This is a genomic window from Paenirhodobacter hankyongi (assembly GCF_003664585.1).
In the GTDB taxonomy this organism is placed as follows: domain Bacteria; phylum Pseudomonadota; class Alphaproteobacteria; order Rhodobacterales; family Rhodobacteraceae; genus Rhodobacter; species Rhodobacter hankyongi.
Genome location: NZ_RCHI01000021.1, coordinates 20,256 through 38,502, shown reverse-complemented (window position 1 = coordinate 38,502; position 18,247 = coordinate 20,256). Strand labels below are relative to the sequence as shown.

Sequence of the window (18,247 nt, the reverse complement as noted above, 5' to 3'; positions counted from 1 at the left end):
TTCCCGTTGGGGTATTCCATGCAGATTTCATTGAAACTTGCGGGAAAAGCAGCAGGCGCCGGCGAAACTGCCGGGTTTCCGGGCAAATGCCCCATTTACCCCCATTGGGCGCCCGGAGCGCCGACCAGAAGGACAGAAACTGTTGACGCAGAGCGCGACTCGTGTCCGCTTGTATGCAAACGATTTGTGCATCCGCTTGCCCGGATGCCCGAGAGGTGTCCCGTGACCCAGACCGAGAGCGCCGAAACGCCCCGCGATGCCGCCGCGAAGATCCGCTGCGATGCCTGCCCGGTGATGTGCTACATCGCCGAGGGGCGCGCCGGCGCCTGTGACCGCTATGCCAACGAGGACGGACAGCTGGTTCGTCTCGACCCGCTCACCATTCTCGAGAACCGCGCCCGCGCCGGCAGCGAAGAGCGCCTCGTGCCCTTCCTCGAGCGCGACTGGGACGGCGACGTGATCGGCGGCGGCCAGCAATTCGTCACCGCGATCGGCGCCGGCACCACCTATCCCGACTACAAGCCCGCGCCCTTCATCGTCGCCTCGGAGTATGAGGGGGCGGACATGGTGACGGTGGTGACCGAGGGGATCTTTTCCTATTGCGGCGCCAAGGTGAAGATCGACACCGACCGGCATCTGGGCAGCGAATGCGCCGCGGTGCGTGCCGAGGGCGAGGTGATCGGCCATGTCACCACCTCGGAATACGGCAGCCAGATGCTCAGCCTCGGCGGGGTGAACCACCTCACCGGCGGCTCGAAGAAGGAGGGCCGGGTCACCTGCGCGACGCTGCTGGCGCTGTGCAACGGCGAGGCGGTCGATCTGACGATCGACAATGGTGCCGAACTGACGGTGCAGGCGGGCCACGCGCCGGTGGTGAACGGGCAGACCGAGGAGCGGATGCGCGTCGGCTGCGGCTCGGCCACGGTCGGCATGTTCGCGGCACAGTGGCAGGGGCTGGTCGACGAGGTGGTGGTGGTCGATGACCACATCACCGGGGTGATGAGCGAGCATCAGGCCGGCAAGGTGATCGGCTGGGAGGCCACCGGGATCAAGCTGCTCGGCCGCCGCTCGACGCCCGGGCGCTATTTCCAGGTGGCCGAGCCCGGCACCGGCTGGGGCGGCACCGACCTGACCGACCCGCTGGCCATTCTCGGGCCGTGGAACCCGAAGGTGGCGCGACCGGGGCTGTCGCTGCTGATGGTCTCGACCACCGGCGAGCACGCCGCCTATTACGAACTCGACGAAGACCTGCGGCCGGTCGAGACGGAGATCCCCGCGCGGCTTCTGCCCTCGACCCGCCGCATCGCCGAGAATTGCGAACCCGCCCGCGCCTCGGTGCTGTTCATGGCGGGCGCCGGCGGCAGCCTGCGCGCCGGGGTCACGCAAAATCCGGTCGGGCTCACCCGCTCGGTGCAGGCGGCGCTGACGCGGGTGACGGTGGGCGGCGCGCCCGCCTATATCTGGCCGGGCGGCGGCATCACCTTCATGGCCGACGTGACGCAGATGCCGAAGAACGCCTTCGGCTATGTGCCGACCCCGGCCCTTGTCGCGCCGATCGAATTCACCCTGCGCCGCGACGATTACGCCGCGCTTGGCGGGCACATGGATCATGTCGTGCCGCTGAGCGAGGCGCTGAAGGGCGTGCCGGGGCGACAAAGCGACCATATCCTCTCGGGCCGCCGCGTGGCGGGAACGGCCGCGGGCGCGCCCTGGCCGGTCACGCCGCTCGGCAAGGACGCACGATGAGGGATCTCGCCGACAGCCTCGACGTCATTGTCTCGGCCGACGGGCGCCGGCTGCGGCTGGTGCATGGCCCCTCGGACGTGATCGTCACCGCCGAGGGCGAGGCGCCGGCGCGGATGGCGGCCTTCGCGCGGATCCGTGCCACCTTTGCACCGCTGCTGGCCGAGCTTGCCGCCGAGCTGCCGCGGCTGCGCGCCCCCGAAGGGGCGATGCCCGCGGGCGCCGTGGCGCGGCGAATGGTGGCGGCCATTGCCCCCTTCGCGGGCGTCTTCGTCACCCCGATGGCGGCCGTCGCCGGCGCGACCGCCGACCACCTGCTGGCGGCTGCCCTGCTGCCCGGCCACGGCCTCACCCGGCTCTCGGTCAACAACGGCGGCGATATCGCGCTGTGGCAGGGCGCGGGCGCCGTGCGCATCGCGATCTGCGACGACCCGCAGACCGGGCGCGCCGGTGGCCGGATCGAGCTGCCGGCCGACGCCGGCATCGGCGGCATCGCCACCTCGGGCTGGCGCGGGCGCTCCTTCTCGCGCGGCATCGCCGATGCGGTGACGGTGCTGGCCGCCGACGCCGCCAGTGCCGATGTCGCGGCGACGCTGATCGCCAATGCAGTCGACCTGCCCGGCCATGGCGCCATCACCCGCGCCCCGGCCCGCACGCTGTTTCCCGACAGCGACCTTGGCGAGATCCCGGTGACCACCGATGTCGGCGCGCTGAGCGCGGCCGAGTGCGAGATGGCCCTCGACAGCGGCTGCGCCTGCGCCGAAACCTTTCGCGCGCGCGGTCTGATCCGCGCCGCCTATCTCTCGCTCGGCGAGCATCGCCGCACCCTTGCCGGAAAGGAGCTTTCCCGTGCCTGAACCCGAGATCCGCAAAACCGCGCTCCAGATCGAGACGATCTGGCACGAGGGCGGCCCGGCCGCCGAGGTGCCGCTGAAGAAGGGCGCCGCGCTCGTCGTCATCAAGAACCCCTTCGCCGGCGCCTATCACGCCGAGATCGCGGGCTTCATGGACGATCTGAAGCCCCTTGGCCTGCGCATGGCGCGCGAGCTGATCGACGCGCTCGGTGGCGATCCGGCGGCGATCGAGGGCTATGGCAAGGGCGCCATCGTCGGCGCCGCGGGCGAGATCGAGCATGGCGCGCTGTGGCATGTGCCGGGCGGCTATGCGATGCGCGAGCTGCTGCCAGCCTCGGCCGCGATCGTGCCCTCGACGAAGAAGCTCGGCGGGCCGGGCACGCGGCTTGACGTGCCGATCACCCATTCGAACGCCTCCTATGTGCGCAGCCATTTCGACGCGATGGAGGTGGGGCTGGCCGACGCGCCGAAGGCCGACGAGCTGCTTCTGGTGCTGGTGATGACCACCGGCCCGCGCATCCACGCCCGCGTCGGCGGCCTGAAGGCCGAGGACGTGATCGGCGAAGACGGGCTGCGCTGATGCGGGCCGCGATCCGCAAGCTCGTGACCCTGACCGAGACGGTCGAGCGCGAGATGGGCCGCCCCGTCGCCCCGCCCGCGCGCCGCGCCGCCGCCGCGGCGGTGATCGCGAACCCCTTCGCCGGCCGCTATGCCGAGGACCTCGCCGAGCTGATCGAGATCGGCGCCGAGCTGGGCGGGCTGCTCGCCGCCGAGGCGATTGCCGCGCTCGGCGGCGATGCGGCGGCGGTGCAAAGCTATGGCAAGGCGGCGCTGGTCGGCGAGGCGGGCGAGCTCGAACATGCCGCGGCGCTTTTGCACCCGAAGATGGGGGCACCGCTGCGCGCGGCGCTTGGCGGCGGCGCGGCGCTGGTGCCGTCCTCGAAGAAGATGGGCGGCATCGGGCAGGTCCTGGACATCCCGCTTGGCCACAAGGACGCGGCCTATGTCCGCAGCCATTTCGACGGCATGGAGATCCGCATTGCAGACGCGCCCCGCCCGGGCGAGATCGTCGTCGCCATCGCGCTTGCCACCGGCGGGCGGCCGCTCGCCCGCGTCGGCGGGCTGAGCCATGCCGAGGCCGAGGGGAAGGACGGTCTGCGCTGAGAGCTTTGCCGGGGACATCCCCGGCCGAGGAATGCTAACGATGACCGGGGCAAACCCGGCACATGGCAACCGGGGCCCCGCCCCGCCAACAGGAGAGACGACCACATGAACATCCTACGCAGCCTGCTCGCCGCTGCCACGGCGGTCACCGTGCTCTCGGCCCCGGCCTTCGCCGAGGACCCGATCAAGATCGGTGACATCAACCATTACAAGCGCATGGCCGCCTTCGCCGAACCCTATCGCAAGGGCATCGAGCTGGCGGTCTCCGAGGTCAACGCCGGGGGCGGCGTGCTGGGCCGGCCGCTCGAATTCGTCTTCCGCGACGATCAGGGCGACCCCGGCGAGGCGGTGAAGATCGCCGAGGATCTGATGACCCGCGAGGGCACGGTGATGTTCACCGGCGCGATCCTGTCGAACGTGGGCATCGCGCTGTCGTCCTTCGCCAAGGAGAAGAACTATCTCTATCTCGCCGGCGAGCCGCTCGCCGATACGCTGGTGTGGAAGTCGGGCAACCCGAACACCTTCCGGCTGCGGGTCTCGACCTGGGTGCAGGCGGCGATGCTGGCCGAACAGGCGGCGAAGACCGACGCCAGGACCTATGCCACGATCGCACCGAACTATTCCTACGGCACCGAGGCGGTCGAGGCGTTCAAGGCGAACCTCAAGCGGCTGAAGCCCGACGTCGAATTCGTCGACGAGCAATGGCCGGCGCTGTTCAAGATCGACGCCGCGGCCGAGGTGCAGGCGATCGAGAAGGCCAAGCCCGACGCGATCTTCAACGTCACATTCGGCGCCGACCTCGCGAAATTCGTGCGCGAGGGCAGCGACCGCGGCCTCTTCGACGGGCGCGGCGTCTATTCGATGCTGACCGGCGAGCCGGAATATCTCGAACCGCTCGGCGAGGAGGCGCCCGAGGGCTGGTACGTGACCGGCTACCCCTGGTACGACCTGCCCGACGGCCCCGGCAAGGACTTCGTCGCGGCCTATGAGAAGGCCACCGGCGAGACGCCGAAGATGGGCAGCCTTGTCGGCTACACGATGGCGAAATCCGTGGCCGCGGCGATCCAGAAGGCCGGCGCCACCGACACCGCCTCGCTGATCAAGGCCTTCGAGGGGCTCGAGGTGCCGTCGACCCCGGTCGGGCCGCTCGAATACCGTGCGATCGACCATCAGTCGACGCTCGGCGCCTATGTCGGCACGCTCGCCGTCAAGGACGGCAAGGGCGTGATGGTCGACTGGGAATACAAGAACCCCGTGCCCTACATGCCCTCGGATGACGAGATCCGGGCGATGCGCCCGGCGAACTGAGCCGGCCCCCTGCCCGGCCCCTCTTCCCGGGGCCGGGTCCTCCTTCCGACAGAGGATGTCCCGATGGGATTCTTCATCGCGCAGCTCCTGACCGGGCTCGCCAATGCCGCGGCGCTGTTTCTTGTCGCCTCGGGGCTGTCGCTGATCTTCGGCGTGACCCGGATCGTCAACTTCGCCCATGGCTCGTTCTACATGCTCGGCGCCTATGTCGGGATCACGCTGATGGGCGTGCTGCCCGGGGTTCTGGGCCCGCATTTCGGCTTCTGGGGCGCGATCGTGCTCACCGGGCTGATCGTCGGCCTCGCCGGTGCGCTGGTCGAGATCGTCGTGCTGCGGCCGATCTATCGCGCGCCCGAGCTGTTCCAGCTGGTCGCCACCTTCGGCGTGATCCTGGTCGTCCAGGACCTCGCGCTGATGGTCTGGGGGGCGGAGGACCAGATGGGCCCGCGCGCGCCCGGCCTGCGCGGCGTGTTCCGCATCCTGGGCGAGCCGATCCCGAAATACGACATCGTGCTGATCTGCATCACCCCGTTCATCCTGCTGGCCCTCTGGGCGCTGATCGCGAAGACGCGGCTTGGCGTGCTGGTGCGCGCCGCGACCCAGGACCGCGAGATGGTGGCGGCGCTTGGCGTCAACCAGCGCTGGCTCTTCACCGGGGTCTTCGCGCTCGGCTCGGCGCTTGCCAGCTGGGGCGGCGCGCTGCAGCTGCCGAAGGGCGGCGCCGACCTCCTGATGGATTTCAACATCATCGGCCCGCTCTTCGTCGTCACCGTGATCGGCGGCATGGGCAGCCTGCCCGGCGCCTTCATCGCCGCGGTGCTGATCTCGGTGCTGAACGTGTTCGGCGTCGCCTATATGCCGCAATCGACGCTGGTGCTGATGTTCGTGGTGATGGCGATCGTGCTGATCGTGCGGCCCTACGGGCTTCTGGGCAAGGAGGAGGTGGCGGGCGAGCATGGCCAGTCCGGCGCCCCCGAGACCCCGATCCGCCCCTTCGGCCAGCGCGGCAAGATCGCCGTGGCGGGGCTCTTGCTGGTGCTGGCGCTGCTGCCGCTGGTGACCCAGCCCTTCGCGCTGGTGCTGCTGACCGACATCGTGATCTTCGCGCTCTTCGCCGCCTCGCTGCAGTTCATCCTGGGCACCGGCGGGCTCGTCAGCTTCGGCCACGCGGCCTTCTATGGCGGCGGCGCCTATGCCGCGGCGCTGATGGTGACCTATGCGAAGACCCCAATGGAGATCGCCTTCCTCTTCGCCCCGCTCGGCGCGGGGATGCTGGCGCTTGTCATCGGCTGGTTCTGCATCCGGCTCTCGGGCGTCTATTTTGCCATGCTCACCCTCGCCTTCAGCCAGCTGGTCTGGTCGCTGGTGTTCCAGTGGCGCGCCGTCACCCGTGGCGATGACGGGCTGATCGACATCTGGCCCTCGGCGTGGCTCTCGGGAACCGTGCCCTATTACTACTTCACCCTGGTTGTCGGCGTGCTCGGCATCCTGTTCCTGCGCACGGTGATCCATGCCCCCTTCGGCTATGCGCTGCGCGCCGGCCGTGACAGCGCGCGGCAGGCCGAGGCGATGGGGATCGACGTCAAGCGCGTGCAATACGTGGCCTTCGCGCTTGCCGGTGCGCTGGCGGGGCTCGCAGGCGGGCTTTTCGTCTTCGCCAAGGGCTCCGTCTTCCCGACCGAGCTCGAGATCGGCAAGAGCTTCGACGCGCTCATCGTCGTCTTCCTCGGCGGGGTGAAGACGCTCTCGGGCGGCATCGTCGGCGCCAGCTTCATGGCGGCGGTCGAGGACTGGCTGACGCGGCTCCACTACTGGCGGCTGCTTTTGGGCCTGCTCATCATCGCCGTCGTGATCCTCGCCCCCGAGGGCATCGTCGGCTCGGCACGCCGGCTGGGGCTGCGCCTTGGTCTGGTGAAGCACACGGAGGCGGATTGAGATGACCGAGATCCTGAGGGTCGAGAACCTCGCCAAGTCCTATGGCACCTTCGAGGCGGTGAAGGGCATCAGCTTCACCGTCCGCGAGGGCGAGATGAAGGCGCTGATCGGGCCGAACGGCGCGGGCAAGTCGACCTGCTTCAACATGCTGACCGGGCAGATCCGGCCGACGCGCGGCGAGGTCTTCCTGGACGGCGCGCGCATCACCGGCCTGCCACCGCGGGTGATCTGGCGCCGCGGCGTCGGGCGCACCTTCCAGATCACCGGCACCTATCAGTCGATGACGGTGATCGAGAACGTGCAGATGGCGCTGATCAGCCACAACCGGCGGGTGTTCTCGCTCTTCGGCCGGGCCCGCGCGCTTTACCGGACCGAGGCGCTGGCGCTGCTCGACCGGGCCGGGATGGCCGATCAGGCTGAGCGGCCCTGCTCGGTGCTGGCCTATGGCGATCTGAAGAAGCTGGAACTGGCCATTGCCCTTGCGCACCGGCCGCGGCTGCTGCTGATGGACGAACCGACCGCCGGCATGGCGCCCTCGGCCCGGATCGCGCTGATGCAGCTCACCGCCGAGATCGTTGCCGAGGAGGGGTTGAGCGTGCTCTTCACCGAGCATGACATGGACGTGGTCTTTGCCCATGCCCATCACATCATGGTGCTGAACCGCGGCGAGCTGATCGCCGACGGCAATGCCGCCGAGGTGCGCGCCAACCCGCAGGTGCAGGAGGTCTATCTGGGCGGCGGGATGCTCTTCAAGGAGATCGACCATGCTTGAGCTGCGCGACGTCAACAGCTTCTACGGCAAGGCGCATATCCTGCAGGACCTGTCCTTCTCGGTCGGCTGTGGCGAGGTGGTGGCGCTTCTGGGCCGCAACGGCGCGGGCAAGAGCACGACGATGAAGTCGATCATCCAGATCGTGCGGCCGCGCTCGGGCAGCGTGACCCTTGCCGGGCGCGAGCTCGTGGGCCAGCCCTCCTACCGGGTGGCGCGATCGGGCATCGGCTATGTCCCCGAGGACCGGCGCATCTTCACCGCCCTCACCGTGCTCGAGAACCTCGAGGTCGGGCGACAGCCGCGCCGCGACGGGGCGCCGTTCTGGACGGTGGACGCGCTCTTCGAGCTGTTCCCGAACCTCTACGAGCGCCGCAACCGGCTCGGCAAGGCGATGTCGGGCGGCGAACAGCAGATGCTGACCATCGCCCGCACGCTGATGGGCAACCCCTCGCTCCTGCTGCTTGACGAGCCCTCCGAAGGCATCGCCCCGGTGATCGTCGAACAGATGGCCCATGCCATCCTGCGGCTGAAGGCGCAGGGGCTGACGGTGATGATCTCCGAGCAGAACCTGCATTTCGCCCGCGTCGTCGCCGATCGGGCGATCATCATCGAAAGCGGGGCGAAAAAGTTCGACGGCAGCTTCGAGGAGCTTGCAGCCAAGCCCGAGATCCGCGACGCCTATCTGGCGGTGTGAGACCGCCCGAGGAGGAGGACAGATGGAGGACGAGGAGGCCCCCGACGCCGGGCATGGCTATGTTCTGGACGAGCAGGTCGGCTACATGCTGCGCCGCGCCTATCAGCGCAACTCGCTGATCTTTTCCGAACTGGTGCCGGGCGGGCTGACGACGACGCAGTTTTCCGTGCTCTACCGGCTCGGCACGCAGGGGGCGATGTCACAGAACATGCTCGGCCGCTCGGTCGAGATGGACGGGGCGACGACGAAGGGGGTGGTCGACCGGCTGGCGCAGCGCGGGCTGCTGGCGACCGCGCCCGACCCCGCCGACCGGCGCCGGCGCACGGTGTCGCTGACGCCCGAGGGGGCGGCGGTGCTGGCCGGGGCGATCGCCGCGGCGAAGGAGGTGACGCGCACCACCCTTGCGCCGCTGCGTCCGGCCGAGCGCAAGACCTTCCTGCGGCTTCTGGCCCGGCTGATGTGAGGGCTCAGGCGACGGCCGCGAAAGCCTCGGCCAGCGCCGCGCCCTGCAGCCCCTGCCCGAGCAGCGCGCTCAGCACCAGCCGCGCCTTGATCGCCGACAGATCACCCGCCAAGAGCGCGCCGCTCTCGACCAGCGTCACCCCGCCGCTGTCCTTGCCATAGATCGCGCGGGTCCGCCCCTCGTGGCAGCGCGAGGCGACGACGACCGGGCAGCCCGCGGCGACCAGCTCGGCGGTGGCCGCGCCGAACCCCTTCGGCGCATTGCCGCGGCCAAAGGCCGACAGCACGATCCCCCGCGCCCCGGCCCCCGCCGCAAGCCGCATCAGCCGCGGCGTGCTGCCAAGGCCAAGCGCGATCAGCTCGACCTCGGGATCGAGGGCCGGTGTGTCGAGCCCCGGGCGCGGATGCGCCGGGCGGGCGTAAAGGTGCACCTCGCCATGGTCGACCTCGCCGAGCTTGCCATGCCCGACCGAGCGGAAGGTGTCGACGCGCGAGGTATGCGCCTTCGTCACATAGCGCGCGCCATGCAGGTCGCCCTCGAACAGGATCACCGCGCCGATCCCGCGCAGCTGCGCGCAGGCGGCGGCACAGAGCGCGTCATGGATGTTGCGCGGCCCGTCGGTGTCGGGCTGGCCGGCGTGGCGCTGCGCCCCGGTGAAGACCACGGGCTTGTCCGAGCGCACCAGCAGCCAGGCGAGGAAGGCGCTTTCCTCCATCGTGTCGGTGCCATGGGTGACGACGACGCCATCGACATCGTCGCGCGCCAGAACCGCGTCGATATGCCGGCACAGCCGGTGGAGCGTGGCGAGATCGAGCGCATAGCTGCCCGCCGCCTCGAAATTCTCGACGCTGACGGTGATGCCCGCGAGCGGCTCGTGCAGGCTGGCCAGCAGGGTCTCGCCGCTCAGTCCGGCATTGACCGCGCCGGCGGCGGTGTCGGCGGAGGAGGCGATGGTGCCGCCGGTGGCGATCAGGGTGACGTGTTTCATCGGGATGTCCTTCAGCTTGCGCGACGCTGCGCCCGGCCCTTCGGCGCGGCCAGCGCGACCAGTTCGTTCCAGCGGCGCACCAGATAATTGTGCTCGTCCATGGTGGTGTTCCAGATCGCGACATGGCGCGCGCGCGCGCGCCGCGCCCCGCCCGAGCGCACCTCGCCCGCCCGCACCGCGGGCCGGCCCGAGGCGTCGCACAGATCAGTGGCGGCGGGCAGCCCCTCATACCAGTAATCCCAGTCCGCCTGCGGCAGGCAGGCCTTCACCCGCTCGGGCACCGACATGTAATAGCCCTGCCGCGCCACGACAGCCCCGGCAAAGCCGTCGAGATACCAGTTCAGCCAGGCATAGGCGCGGTCGAGCCGCTCGCCCGTCAGATGGCGCGACAGGCACATGCCGCCGTGCCAGCCGCGATAGCCCTCGACCGGCCGGGCCTGACGCACCCTGATGCCGGCGCGCTTCATCTGCACGATCGTCGGCGACCAGATCGAGGCAAGCTTCAGCTCGCCATCGAGGAAGCGCTCGACCGGTTCGTTCGCGCGCAGCCAGAACGGCCGGAGATGGCCCGACTGCACCAGCGCGCGGCCGTGCTCGATCAGCAGGTCGATCTCGGCGACCGACATGTTGCCCATGTCGCGAAAGCTCATCCGCCCCGCCGCCTGCAGCGCCATCGCCAGATCGAAGGCACCGATCGCCGGCTCGTCGACCAGTGCCACCCGCCCCGCCCAGCGGGGATTGACGAGTTCGGCCCAGCTCGTCACCTCGCGGTCGACGTCGATGCCGGTCGTCTCGACCGCGAAACTGTCGAAGTTGTAGAAGGTCGGCAACATCGAGATCCGTCCGGTCGGGCTGTCCGAGAGCGTCGCGTCATGCTGCACGAAGAGCCGCGAGGACGGCACGTCGCCGCGCCCGTTCTGCCCCGGTGTGCCCGGCATCCGGCTGATGTCGTCGATCTCGTCCCAGCGGTCGATCCGGCGGGTGTCGATCGCCTGGATCGCACGCCAGTACCAGACGATGTCGAGGTTGTGGAAACACTGGTCGTAGATGTCATAGCCTGCCGGATCGACCGCGGCCGTCCGCTGCGCGCTGATGAAATCCATCTCGATGAATTCGAGTGGAAAGCCCAGATCGGCCTCGGCCCGCGCCTGCAGGAAGCGCCAGGGCTGGATCTCGGTCGTGAGGATGCGCAGGGGGGCGCTCATCATGCCGCCGTTCTGACTGCGGCAAGCCCGGTGAAGGCCGCAAACGAGCGCCGGATCAGGTCGGGCGAGAGATCCTCGAGGATGAAGACGATGCGCGAGTGCCGCGGCCCCTCGGGCCAATGCGCCATGTGGGTCGGGGCATGCACCAGATGCTGGACACCGTGAATCGCCACCGGCCGATCCTCGCCTTCGAGCGCCAAAATGCCTTTCACCCGGAAAATCCTGTCACCATGCCTGTGAAGCAGCAATGTAAGCCAGGTTCCGAACATAGTCCAATCGATCGCGCCCTCGATCACCAGCGAGAAGCTGGTCACGCCGAGCGTGCCGTCGGCATCGGCGTGATGGGCGTGGGCATGCGAATGATCGTGGTCATGGTGGTGATGCGTCGGGTCGGAACAGCCCGCCCCACAGGCCGCAAGCGGCGCGAACTCGGCGACGCCGGGACCGAAGCCGGTGAGGATGTCGGCGACGCTGTCCTGCGAGCTCAGCACCCGCGCCACCGGGTTCAGCCGGGCCAGCCGCGTGCGCAGCGCCGCCACCGACTCCGGCTCGGCCAGATCGGTCTTGGTCAGCACGATGCGGTCGGCCGCGGCGATCTGGCGCACCGCCTCGGCGCGATGCGCGACCTGCAGCGCGGCGTTCACCGCATCGACGGTGATCAGCACGCCGCCATTGCGGAAATGCGAGCGCAGCACCGGATGCGCGGTCAGCGTCTGCAGCACCGGATAGGGATCGGCGAGCCCCGTGGTCTCGATCACCACGCGGTCGAAGGCGATCTCGCCACGGGCGCGCAGGCTGTGGAGATTGCCGAGCGCCTCGGCCACCTCGCCGCGCACGGTGCAGCAGATGCAGCCCGACTTCAGCAGCACCACGGTGTCGTCGATGCGGTCAAGCAGATGGTGGTCAAGGCCGACCTCGCCGAATTCGTTGATCAGCACCGCCGCCCCCTGCATCGCCGGATCGGCCAGCAGGCGCTGCAGCAAGGTGGTCTTGCCCGAACCGAGAAAACCGCTGAGCAGGATCACGGGGGTCATGCGCGCCCCCGTTCCATCCAGGCGATCAGCGCCTCGTCAAGCGGATCGAAGGCACGCCCGGCAAGGGTCTCGGCCTCGGGCCACAGATGCGCGAGCGCCTCGAACACGCTGCTCGCGCCGGTGGGCGAGGAGACGACATAGGAGCGCCCCTGCCAGACATCGAGCCGCAGCCGCCGATAGGACAGGATCGCGTTTGCCGCGCCCAGCCGGCGCGCGGTCTCGGCCCGGCGCGCACGGCTGTCGAGATTGCGGGTATAGACGCCCGGACGCGCGACCGCGTTCGTCCAGTGGTCGTCACAGCCGAGGATGCCGCACAGCGAGCACATCGTCGCGCTCCTTTCCGGAAGGGGAAAAGGGCGGCAGAGGGCAAGCCCCCCGCCGCCAGGTCGCAGAGGTCACCTGCGGGGGAACTTCGCGTCGTAATCGTCGGCCATCTCGTTCATGGTGACGAACTTCACGCCTGCATGGGATTTCATGTGCTCGAACAGCCGCTCGAGCATCATCAGCACCTGCGGCCGGCCCGAGACGTCGGGGTGGATGGTGATCGGGAAGACCGCGTAATCCATGTTCGCATAGACCCAGTCGAACTGGTCGCGCCACATTTCCTCGATGTCGCGCGGGTTCACGAAGCCATGCGAGTTCGGCGACTTCTTGATGAACATCATCGGCGGCAGGTCGTCGAGATACCAGTTCGCCGGGATCTCGATCAGATCGGTCTCCTCGCCGCGCACCAGCGGCTGCATCCAGTCCTCGGGCTGGGCGGCATAGTCGATCTTGGTCCAGCGGTCGCCCACACGCACGCGGTAGGGCTCGAAGTCCTTGTGCATCAGCGAGTGATCGTACTTGATCCCCTTCTTCAGCAGCAGCTCGTTGGTGACGTTCGAGAATTCCCACCACGGCGCGACATAGCCGGTGGGCCGCTTGCCCGAGAGCTCGGTGATCAGGCCGATGCACTTGTCGAGCACCGCCTCTTCCTGCTCGGGGGTCATCGCGATCGGGTTCTCGTGGCTGTAGCCATGCACGCCGATCTCGTGGCCGCGGCGCGCCACTTCCTTCATCTGCTCGGGGAAGGTCTCGACCGAGTGGCCGGGGATGAACCAGGTGGTCTTGATCCCGAACTTGTCGAACATGTCGAGCAGGCGGATCGAGCCGACCTCGCCCGCGAACAGCCCGCGCGAGATGTCGTCGGGGCTGTCTTCGCCGCCGTAGGAGCCGAGCCAGCCGGCCACGGCGTCCACATCGATCCCGAAACCGACGAGAATTTCTTTTGCCATTGGGAAGTCTCTCCTTGGATGATTAGGCATGAACGAGGGTGACCGAGGCCGGATCGACCCCGAGCGTGACCGGCATCCCGGGCGCAAGCGCGCGCACCTCGGGCCGGTGGGAACTGGTCTCGACGGCAACATCGCTGCCGTCGGCAAGGCGCACGGTCAGGTGGCCGACCGCGCCGACAAGGTGACGTCCGACGACGGTGCCGGGCAGGTGCAGCTCGCCGGGCGTGCCCTGCGGCACCAGGCGGAAGGCCTCGGCCGGGATCACCGCAAGCCGCTCGTCGCCGCGGCCCACGCCCTCGATCACGCCCACCGGGGTGTCGAGCCGGCCGAACCCCGCCGCGGCCGCGCCGAGCGGCGCACCCTCGATCAGCGTGTTCGAGCCGATGAAGCCCGCCACGAAGGGGGTCGCGGGGCGGCGGTAGAGTTCGCGCGGCGGCGAGATCTGCTCGACCACGCCGTTCGACATCACCACCACCCGGTCCGACAGGCCAAGCGCCTCGGACTGGGCATGGGTGACGAAGATGAAGGTGATGCCCAGCTCGCGCTGCAAGAGCTTCAGCTCGTTCTGGATGATCCGGCGCAAGTTCGCGTCAAGCGCACCGAGCGGTTCGTCGAGCAGCAGGATCTCGGGCTCGACCACCAGCCCGCGGGCCAGTGCGATGCGCTGGCGCTGGCCGCCCGACAGCCGGTCGGCCTTGCGGTCGGCGAAGGCGGTCAGGTCGAACATGTCGAGGATGCGCTCGACCTTGCGGTCGCGCTCGGCTCGCGGCGTGCCCTTGACGTCAAGGCCGAAGGCGACGTTCTCGCGCACCGTCATGTGCGGGAACAGCGCGTAATTCTGGAAGATCATCGAGGTCGGACGCTTTTCCGGCGGCACATGGGTCACGTTGTGCGACATCATCAGGATCTCGCCGTTGGTGATCTCCTCGAAGCCGGCGATCATCCGCAGCGTCGTCGACTTGCCGCAGCCCGAGGGGCCGAGGAAGGCGACGAACTCGCCCTTCTCCACCCGAAGATCGAAGTCGGAGACGGCGACGGTGCCGTCGGGATAGGTCTTGCCGACCGAAATCAGCTCGAGATCGTAGAGCATGGCGTGCGGGCCTCGCGTCAGGGGGAAGAGGGGGACGGACGGGAAAGACCCGCCCGCCCCGTGGGCATCAGGCGTTCAGGAACTCGTCCCAGCGCTGGATCAGGTGGTCGTATTCATCCGGCCACTGGTGCCAGTAGGCGACGTTCGCGGCGCGTTCGGCGAGCGAGCCGCCGTCGCGCAGGTCGCCCTCGTTGATGCCGCGCTCGGAGGCGCCGACCCAGGGTTTGCCCTCGTACCAGAAGGCATATTTGGCCGGGTCCATGACCTTCTCGATGGTCTTCGAGGGCGAGTAATAGCCCTGTTCGGTCACCACGATGCCCGGCTCGCCCGACAGCCAGAAATCGGCATAGGCGATGACCGCGTCGCGGTTCGGCGTGCCCTTCAGCATCGACGGCCCGATCGCCCAGCCGCGATAGCCTTCCTTCGGCGTCGCGTATTTCGCCGGCTTGCCCTGCGCCTTCACCGCCAGCACCGCCGGCTGCCAGGCGTCGCAGACCACCATCTCGCCCGAGGCGAGCAGGTTGACGAGTTCGCCGAAATCGCCCCAGAGCGCGCGGAACTGGCCCTCCTTCTTCTTCGAGATCAGGAACTTCGCCGCCTCGTCGATTTCGTCGGCGGTCGGGTTGCCGGGGTTCTTCGCCTCGAGGAGGCCCAGCGAGTTCATCGCCAGGATCGCCTGGCCGATGGCGATCAGCGGGTCGACGTTGAGACCCGACTTGCCCTTCCACTTGCTGTCGAAGATCGCGGTCCAGCTGTTCGCCTCCTCGGCGCTCAGCACCTCGGGGTTGTAGCCGATCGAGTCGTAGTTGTAGACGGCCGGCACCATGTAAAGCTGGCTTTGCGCCTCGTCGGCCCAGATCTGCCCCGAGATCTGCGCCTTGGCGTCCCATTTCGGGTCGGTCTTGGTGAAGGTGTCGCGGATGTCGGCCCAGTTCGGCAGGTCGGCCACCGGGATCGGCTCGACATTGTCGGTGGCGATGATCGCGGGCAGTCGCTCGGCGATGATTTCCCAGCAGTCATAGTCGGACGAGCCCGAGAGGATCTTCGTCTGCGCGTCCGGATAGGTCGAGGGCGTGCCCGAGACGGCGCGCACGCCGGCCTGCTTCTTGAACATCTCGAGCAGGCGGTCCTGCACCGTGGTCGACAGGCCGGTGGTGCGCAGCTCCTGATCCGCGAGATTGGCGGCATAGGCCATGCGCGACCAGGGGTGCAGCCCCGAGCCCAGCAGCGCGGCGCCACCGGCGGCGCCGTATTTCAGAAAGGAACGTCGGTCGGTCTTGAAGGTCATCTGGTTTTCCCTGTTGGTGAGAGATGAACGTTGCAAGGTCTTGGCGAAGGAACGGGGGCGTTCGCCGCCCCTCGTGTTGCGGGCGCTCAGTAGCGGCCCGGCGTCAGCCCGCCATCCACCGTCACCACCTGCCCGGTCAGGTAGGAGGCGTCGGAAGAGGCAAGGAAACGGATCACCCGGGCGATCTCCTCGGGCTCGCCAAGGCGGCCCATCGGGATGTAGGGCGAGGCGATCTCGGCCGCGTCGGGGCCGAGGCTGTGGCCCGGGTTCAGCAGCTGCGCGGTGCGGATGTAGCCCGGCGCGACGCCGTTCACCCGGATGCCGCGGCGCGCGTATTCGACGGCAAGGCCGCGCACCATCCCGATCACCCCCGATTTCGCGGTCGAGTAATGGACGTGTTCGTCCCAGCCATAGGCGGTGCCCATGATCGAGGAGAGGCAGATGATCGCCGCGCCCGGCTTCATCGCCGGCAGTGCCGGGCGGATCACCCGCAGCATGCCGTAAAGGTCGACGTCGAGCGTCTGGTGCCATTTCTCGTCGGTCATCTCGGCCATCGGCACGCGCAGCGCGATGCCGGCATTGGCGACGATCACGTCGATGCCGCCGAAGCGCGCGTTCAGATCGCCGACCAGCGCATCGGCCGCCTCGGTCGAGCGCACATCGAGGGCGTGAAACTCGGCGCTGCCGCCGGCGGCCACGATCTCGTCGGCCACCGCCTGGCCCTCGGCCGCCAGCACATCGGTGACGATGACGTGGTCGCCCGCCGCGGCAAAGGTCATCGCCGCGGCACGGCCGATCCCGATGCCCGCCCCGGTGACGAGCACAATTCGCTTATCCATCTGGTTCATGTCCCTATCTGAAAGTCAGAGCATCACGTCGCCGGAGTTCGGGCCGAGCGTCTGGCCGACGAACAGCGCCGCATCGGGCGAGCACAGGAAGGAGACGACGCCGCCCACCTCGGCGGTCTCGCCGAAGCGACCGAGCGGCAGCTCGGCGCGCTTGGCGGTCTTCCAGTCTTCCGACAGCGCCTCGACGAGCGGGGTGTTGATCGGTCCCGGCGCCACCGCATTCACCCGCACACCCCGGGCCGAGACCTCGCGCGCCAGCGACTTGGTCATGCCGATGATCGCGGCCTTGGCGCCGGCGTAATGGACAAGCTCGACCCCGCCGATCTGGCCAAGCTGCGAGGCGACGTTGACGATGATCCCGGCGCCGCGATCGAGCATCGCCGGCAGGCAGGCACGGGTGCACAGGTAGGTGCCGCGCACATGCACCGCGAACATCCGGTCGAACTGTGCCGGCGTGATCTCGAGGAACGGCGCCTGATGCCCGAAGCCCGCGTTGTTCACCAGGATCTCCGGCGCGCCGAGATCGGCGGTGACGGCCGCGACCATCGCGCCGACCGCGGCCTCGTCCGAGACATCGGCGGCATAGGCGCGGGCGCTGCCGCCGGCCGCGGCGATCTGCGCCACGGTGGCCTCGGCGGCGGCAAGCGAGAGGTCGTTGACCGCGACCGCATGGCCGTCGGCGGCAAGACGCAGGGCGATGGCGGCACCGATGCCGGAGCCCGCGCCGGTGACAAGGGCGATCATCAGCTTTCCTCCTGTCCGTGGAAGCGCGCGGCCCGCGCGGTGAAACGCTTCATCAGCAGGCCGTAGACGACGAGCAGGGTGAAGCTGAACAGCGTGGTCAGCACGCCGAAGGCGAAGATGTTGGGGTGAATCTCGACCGAGAAGGTGCCGTAGATCGCCAGCGGCAGCGTCAGCGCGCGGCCGGCGGTAAACAGCGTGCGGGCGAATTCGTCATAGCTGAGGGTGAAGGAGAACAGCATCGCCGACAGCACGCCCGGGAAGATGATCGGGAAGGTCACCCGCCGGAAGGTCTGTGCCGGGCTGACGCCGAGCGAGAGCGAGGCCTCCTCGACCGAGCGGTCGAAGCGATTGAAGATCGCCAGCATCACCAGGAAGGCGAAGGGATAGGTATAGACCACGTGCAGCACGAAGGAGGTGCTCCACCAGGCGCGCGAGAGGCCCAGCGTGTTCGACAGCAGCGCCATGCCCAGCCCGACCAGCACGCCCGGCACCATCATGCCGAGGATGATCAGGTAGAAGGCCGGCCCCGAGCCCTTGAAGCGGGTGCGGAAGGCCTCGGCGCTCATCACCCCGAGCACGGTCGAGACGACGGTGGTCATGAAGGCGAGCGCGATCGAGCGCAGCAGGCTGTCGCCCACCGGCAGCTGCGAGACGCGGGAGGTGCCGGCGAACCCGAGCAGATGCTTGTACCAGTAGACCGACCATTCCTGGATCGGGAACTGCGGCCCGCCCTCGGGCCCCTGGAAGGACAGGATCGCAAGCACGATCATCGGCCCGTAGAGGAACAGCAGGAACAGCGCGGTATAGGTGGCGAGAACGGGGCGGAGAGCACGGGATTGCATG

General features: G+C 68.7%; 19 protein-coding genes. 9 read left to right on the top strand and 10 right to left on the bottom strand.

Annotated features, from left to right (window positions below):
* Positions 1-294: 294 nt before the first annotated feature.
* The 9 genes from DYS74_RS16735 (at position 295) to DYS74_RS16695 (ending at position 8,933) form a co-directional block, all read left to right on the top strand.
* A complete protein-coding gene (locus DYS74_RS16735) occupies positions 295-1,746 on the top strand; it encodes a 6-hydroxynicotinate reductase (protein ID WP_183077574.1) in 1,452 nt (483 codons plus the stop codon).
* Positions 1,743-2,600, top strand: coding sequence for a UPF0280 family protein (locus DYS74_RS16730; RefSeq protein WP_121534817.1), 858 nt, complete (start codon positions 1,743-1,745; stop codon positions 2,598-2,600). The genes DYS74_RS16735 and DYS74_RS16730 overlap by 4 nt, the downstream gene beginning before the upstream one ends.
* Positions 2,593-3,177 carry an amino acid synthesis family protein gene (locus DYS74_RS16725; RefSeq protein WP_121534816.1) on the top strand — a complete coding sequence of 195 codons (585 nt, stop codon included), beginning with the start codon at positions 2,593-2,595 and terminating at the stop codon, positions 3,175-3,177. Before DYS74_RS16730 ends, DYS74_RS16725 begins: the two co-directional genes overlap by 8 nt.
* Positions 3,177-3,761, top strand: a complete 585-nt coding sequence (locus DYS74_RS16720; RefSeq protein ID WP_121534815.1) for an amino acid synthesis family protein — start codon at positions 3,177-3,179, stop codon at positions 3,759-3,761. The genes DYS74_RS16725 and DYS74_RS16720 overlap by 1 nt, the downstream gene beginning before the upstream one ends.
* A 105-nt stretch (positions 3,762-3,866) precedes the next feature.
* Positions 3,867-5,069: an ABC transporter substrate-binding protein gene (locus tag DYS74_RS16715; protein ID WP_121534814.1), complete on the top strand. Its 1,203-nt coding sequence runs from the start codon at positions 3,867-3,869 to the stop codon at positions 5,067-5,069.
* 63 nt (positions 5,070-5,132) lie between these two features.
* Positions 5,133-7,004 (top strand): ABC transporter permease, encoded by a 1,872-nt coding sequence (locus DYS74_RS16710; protein ID WP_121534813.1) that lies wholly within the window; start codon positions 5,133-5,135, stop codon positions 7,002-7,004.
* Between the two features lies 1 nt (position 7,005).
* On the top strand, positions 7,006-7,776 hold the full coding sequence (locus tag DYS74_RS16705) for an ABC transporter ATP-binding protein (protein WP_121534812.1): 771 nt from the start codon (positions 7,006-7,008) through the stop codon (positions 7,774-7,776).
* Positions 7,769-8,470, top strand: a complete 702-nt coding sequence (locus DYS74_RS16700) for an ABC transporter ATP-binding protein (RefSeq protein WP_121534811.1) — start codon at positions 7,769-7,771, stop codon at positions 8,468-8,470. Before DYS74_RS16705 ends, DYS74_RS16700 begins: the two co-directional genes overlap by 8 nt.
* Positions 8,471-8,492: 22 nt before the next feature.
* Positions 8,493-8,933 (top strand): MarR family winged helix-turn-helix transcriptional regulator, encoded by a 441-nt coding sequence (locus DYS74_RS16695; RefSeq protein WP_121534810.1) that lies wholly within the window; start codon positions 8,493-8,495, stop codon positions 8,931-8,933.
* 4 nt (positions 8,934-8,937) lie between these two features.
* On the opposite strand, the gene DYS74_RS16690 is transcribed toward DYS74_RS16695, so the two are convergent.
* The 10 genes from DYS74_RS16690 to DYS74_RS16645 all read right to left on the bottom strand — a co-directional run bounded on the left by DYS74_RS16690 (position 8,938) and on the right by DYS74_RS16645 (position 18,246).
* Complete coding sequence (locus DYS74_RS16690) at positions 8,938-9,921, bottom strand: asparaginase (protein ID WP_121534809.1); 984 nt, start codon at positions 9,919-9,921, stop codon at positions 8,938-8,940.
* Positions 9,922-9,932: 11 nt separating this feature from the next.
* The gene (locus DYS74_RS16685) at positions 9,933-11,129 is read right to left on the bottom strand and encodes an ABC transporter substrate-binding protein (RefSeq protein ID WP_245965322.1); all 1,197 of its coding nucleotides are present in this window, start codon (positions 11,127-11,129) and stop codon (positions 9,933-9,935) included.
* Positions 11,126-12,160, bottom strand: a complete 1,035-nt coding sequence (locus tag DYS74_RS16680; RefSeq protein ID WP_121534808.1) for a CobW family GTP-binding protein — start codon at positions 12,158-12,160, stop codon at positions 11,126-11,128. The genes DYS74_RS16685 and DYS74_RS16680 overlap by 4 nt, the downstream gene beginning before the upstream one ends.
* Positions 12,157-12,486, bottom strand: a complete 330-nt coding sequence (locus DYS74_RS16675; protein WP_121534807.1) for a hypothetical protein — start codon at positions 12,484-12,486, stop codon at positions 12,157-12,159. Before DYS74_RS16675 ends, DYS74_RS16680 begins: the two co-directional genes overlap by 4 nt.
* A 69-nt stretch (positions 12,487-12,555) precedes the next feature.
* The gene (locus tag DYS74_RS16670) at positions 12,556-13,434 is read right to left on the bottom strand and encodes a polysaccharide deacetylase family protein (protein WP_121534806.1); all 879 of its coding nucleotides are present in this window, start codon (positions 13,432-13,434) and stop codon (positions 12,556-12,558) included.
* A gap of 22 nt (positions 13,435-13,456) precedes the next feature.
* On the bottom strand, positions 13,457-14,524 hold the full coding sequence (locus tag DYS74_RS16665) for an ABC transporter ATP-binding protein (RefSeq protein WP_121534805.1): 1,068 nt from the start codon (positions 14,522-14,524) through the stop codon (positions 13,457-13,459).
* Between the two features lie 67 nt (positions 14,525-14,591).
* A complete protein-coding gene (locus tag DYS74_RS16660; protein ID WP_121534804.1) occupies positions 14,592-15,812 on the bottom strand; it encodes an ABC transporter substrate-binding protein in 1,221 nt (406 codons plus the stop codon).
* Positions 15,813-15,898: 86 nt separating this feature from the next.
* Positions 15,899-16,651, bottom strand: a complete 753-nt coding sequence (locus tag DYS74_RS16655) for an SDR family NAD(P)-dependent oxidoreductase (protein WP_220668870.1) — start codon at positions 16,649-16,651, stop codon at positions 15,899-15,901.
* 24 nt (positions 16,652-16,675) lie between these two features.
* Positions 16,676-17,404, bottom strand: coding sequence for an SDR family NAD(P)-dependent oxidoreductase (locus DYS74_RS16650; RefSeq protein ID WP_121534802.1), 729 nt, complete (start codon positions 17,402-17,404; stop codon positions 16,676-16,678).
* On the bottom strand, positions 17,404-18,246 hold the full coding sequence (locus DYS74_RS16645; protein WP_121534801.1) for an ABC transporter permease: 843 nt from the start codon (positions 18,244-18,246) through the stop codon (positions 17,404-17,406). Before DYS74_RS16645 ends, DYS74_RS16650 begins: the two co-directional genes overlap by 1 nt.
* Position 18,247 lies beyond the last annotated feature (1 nt).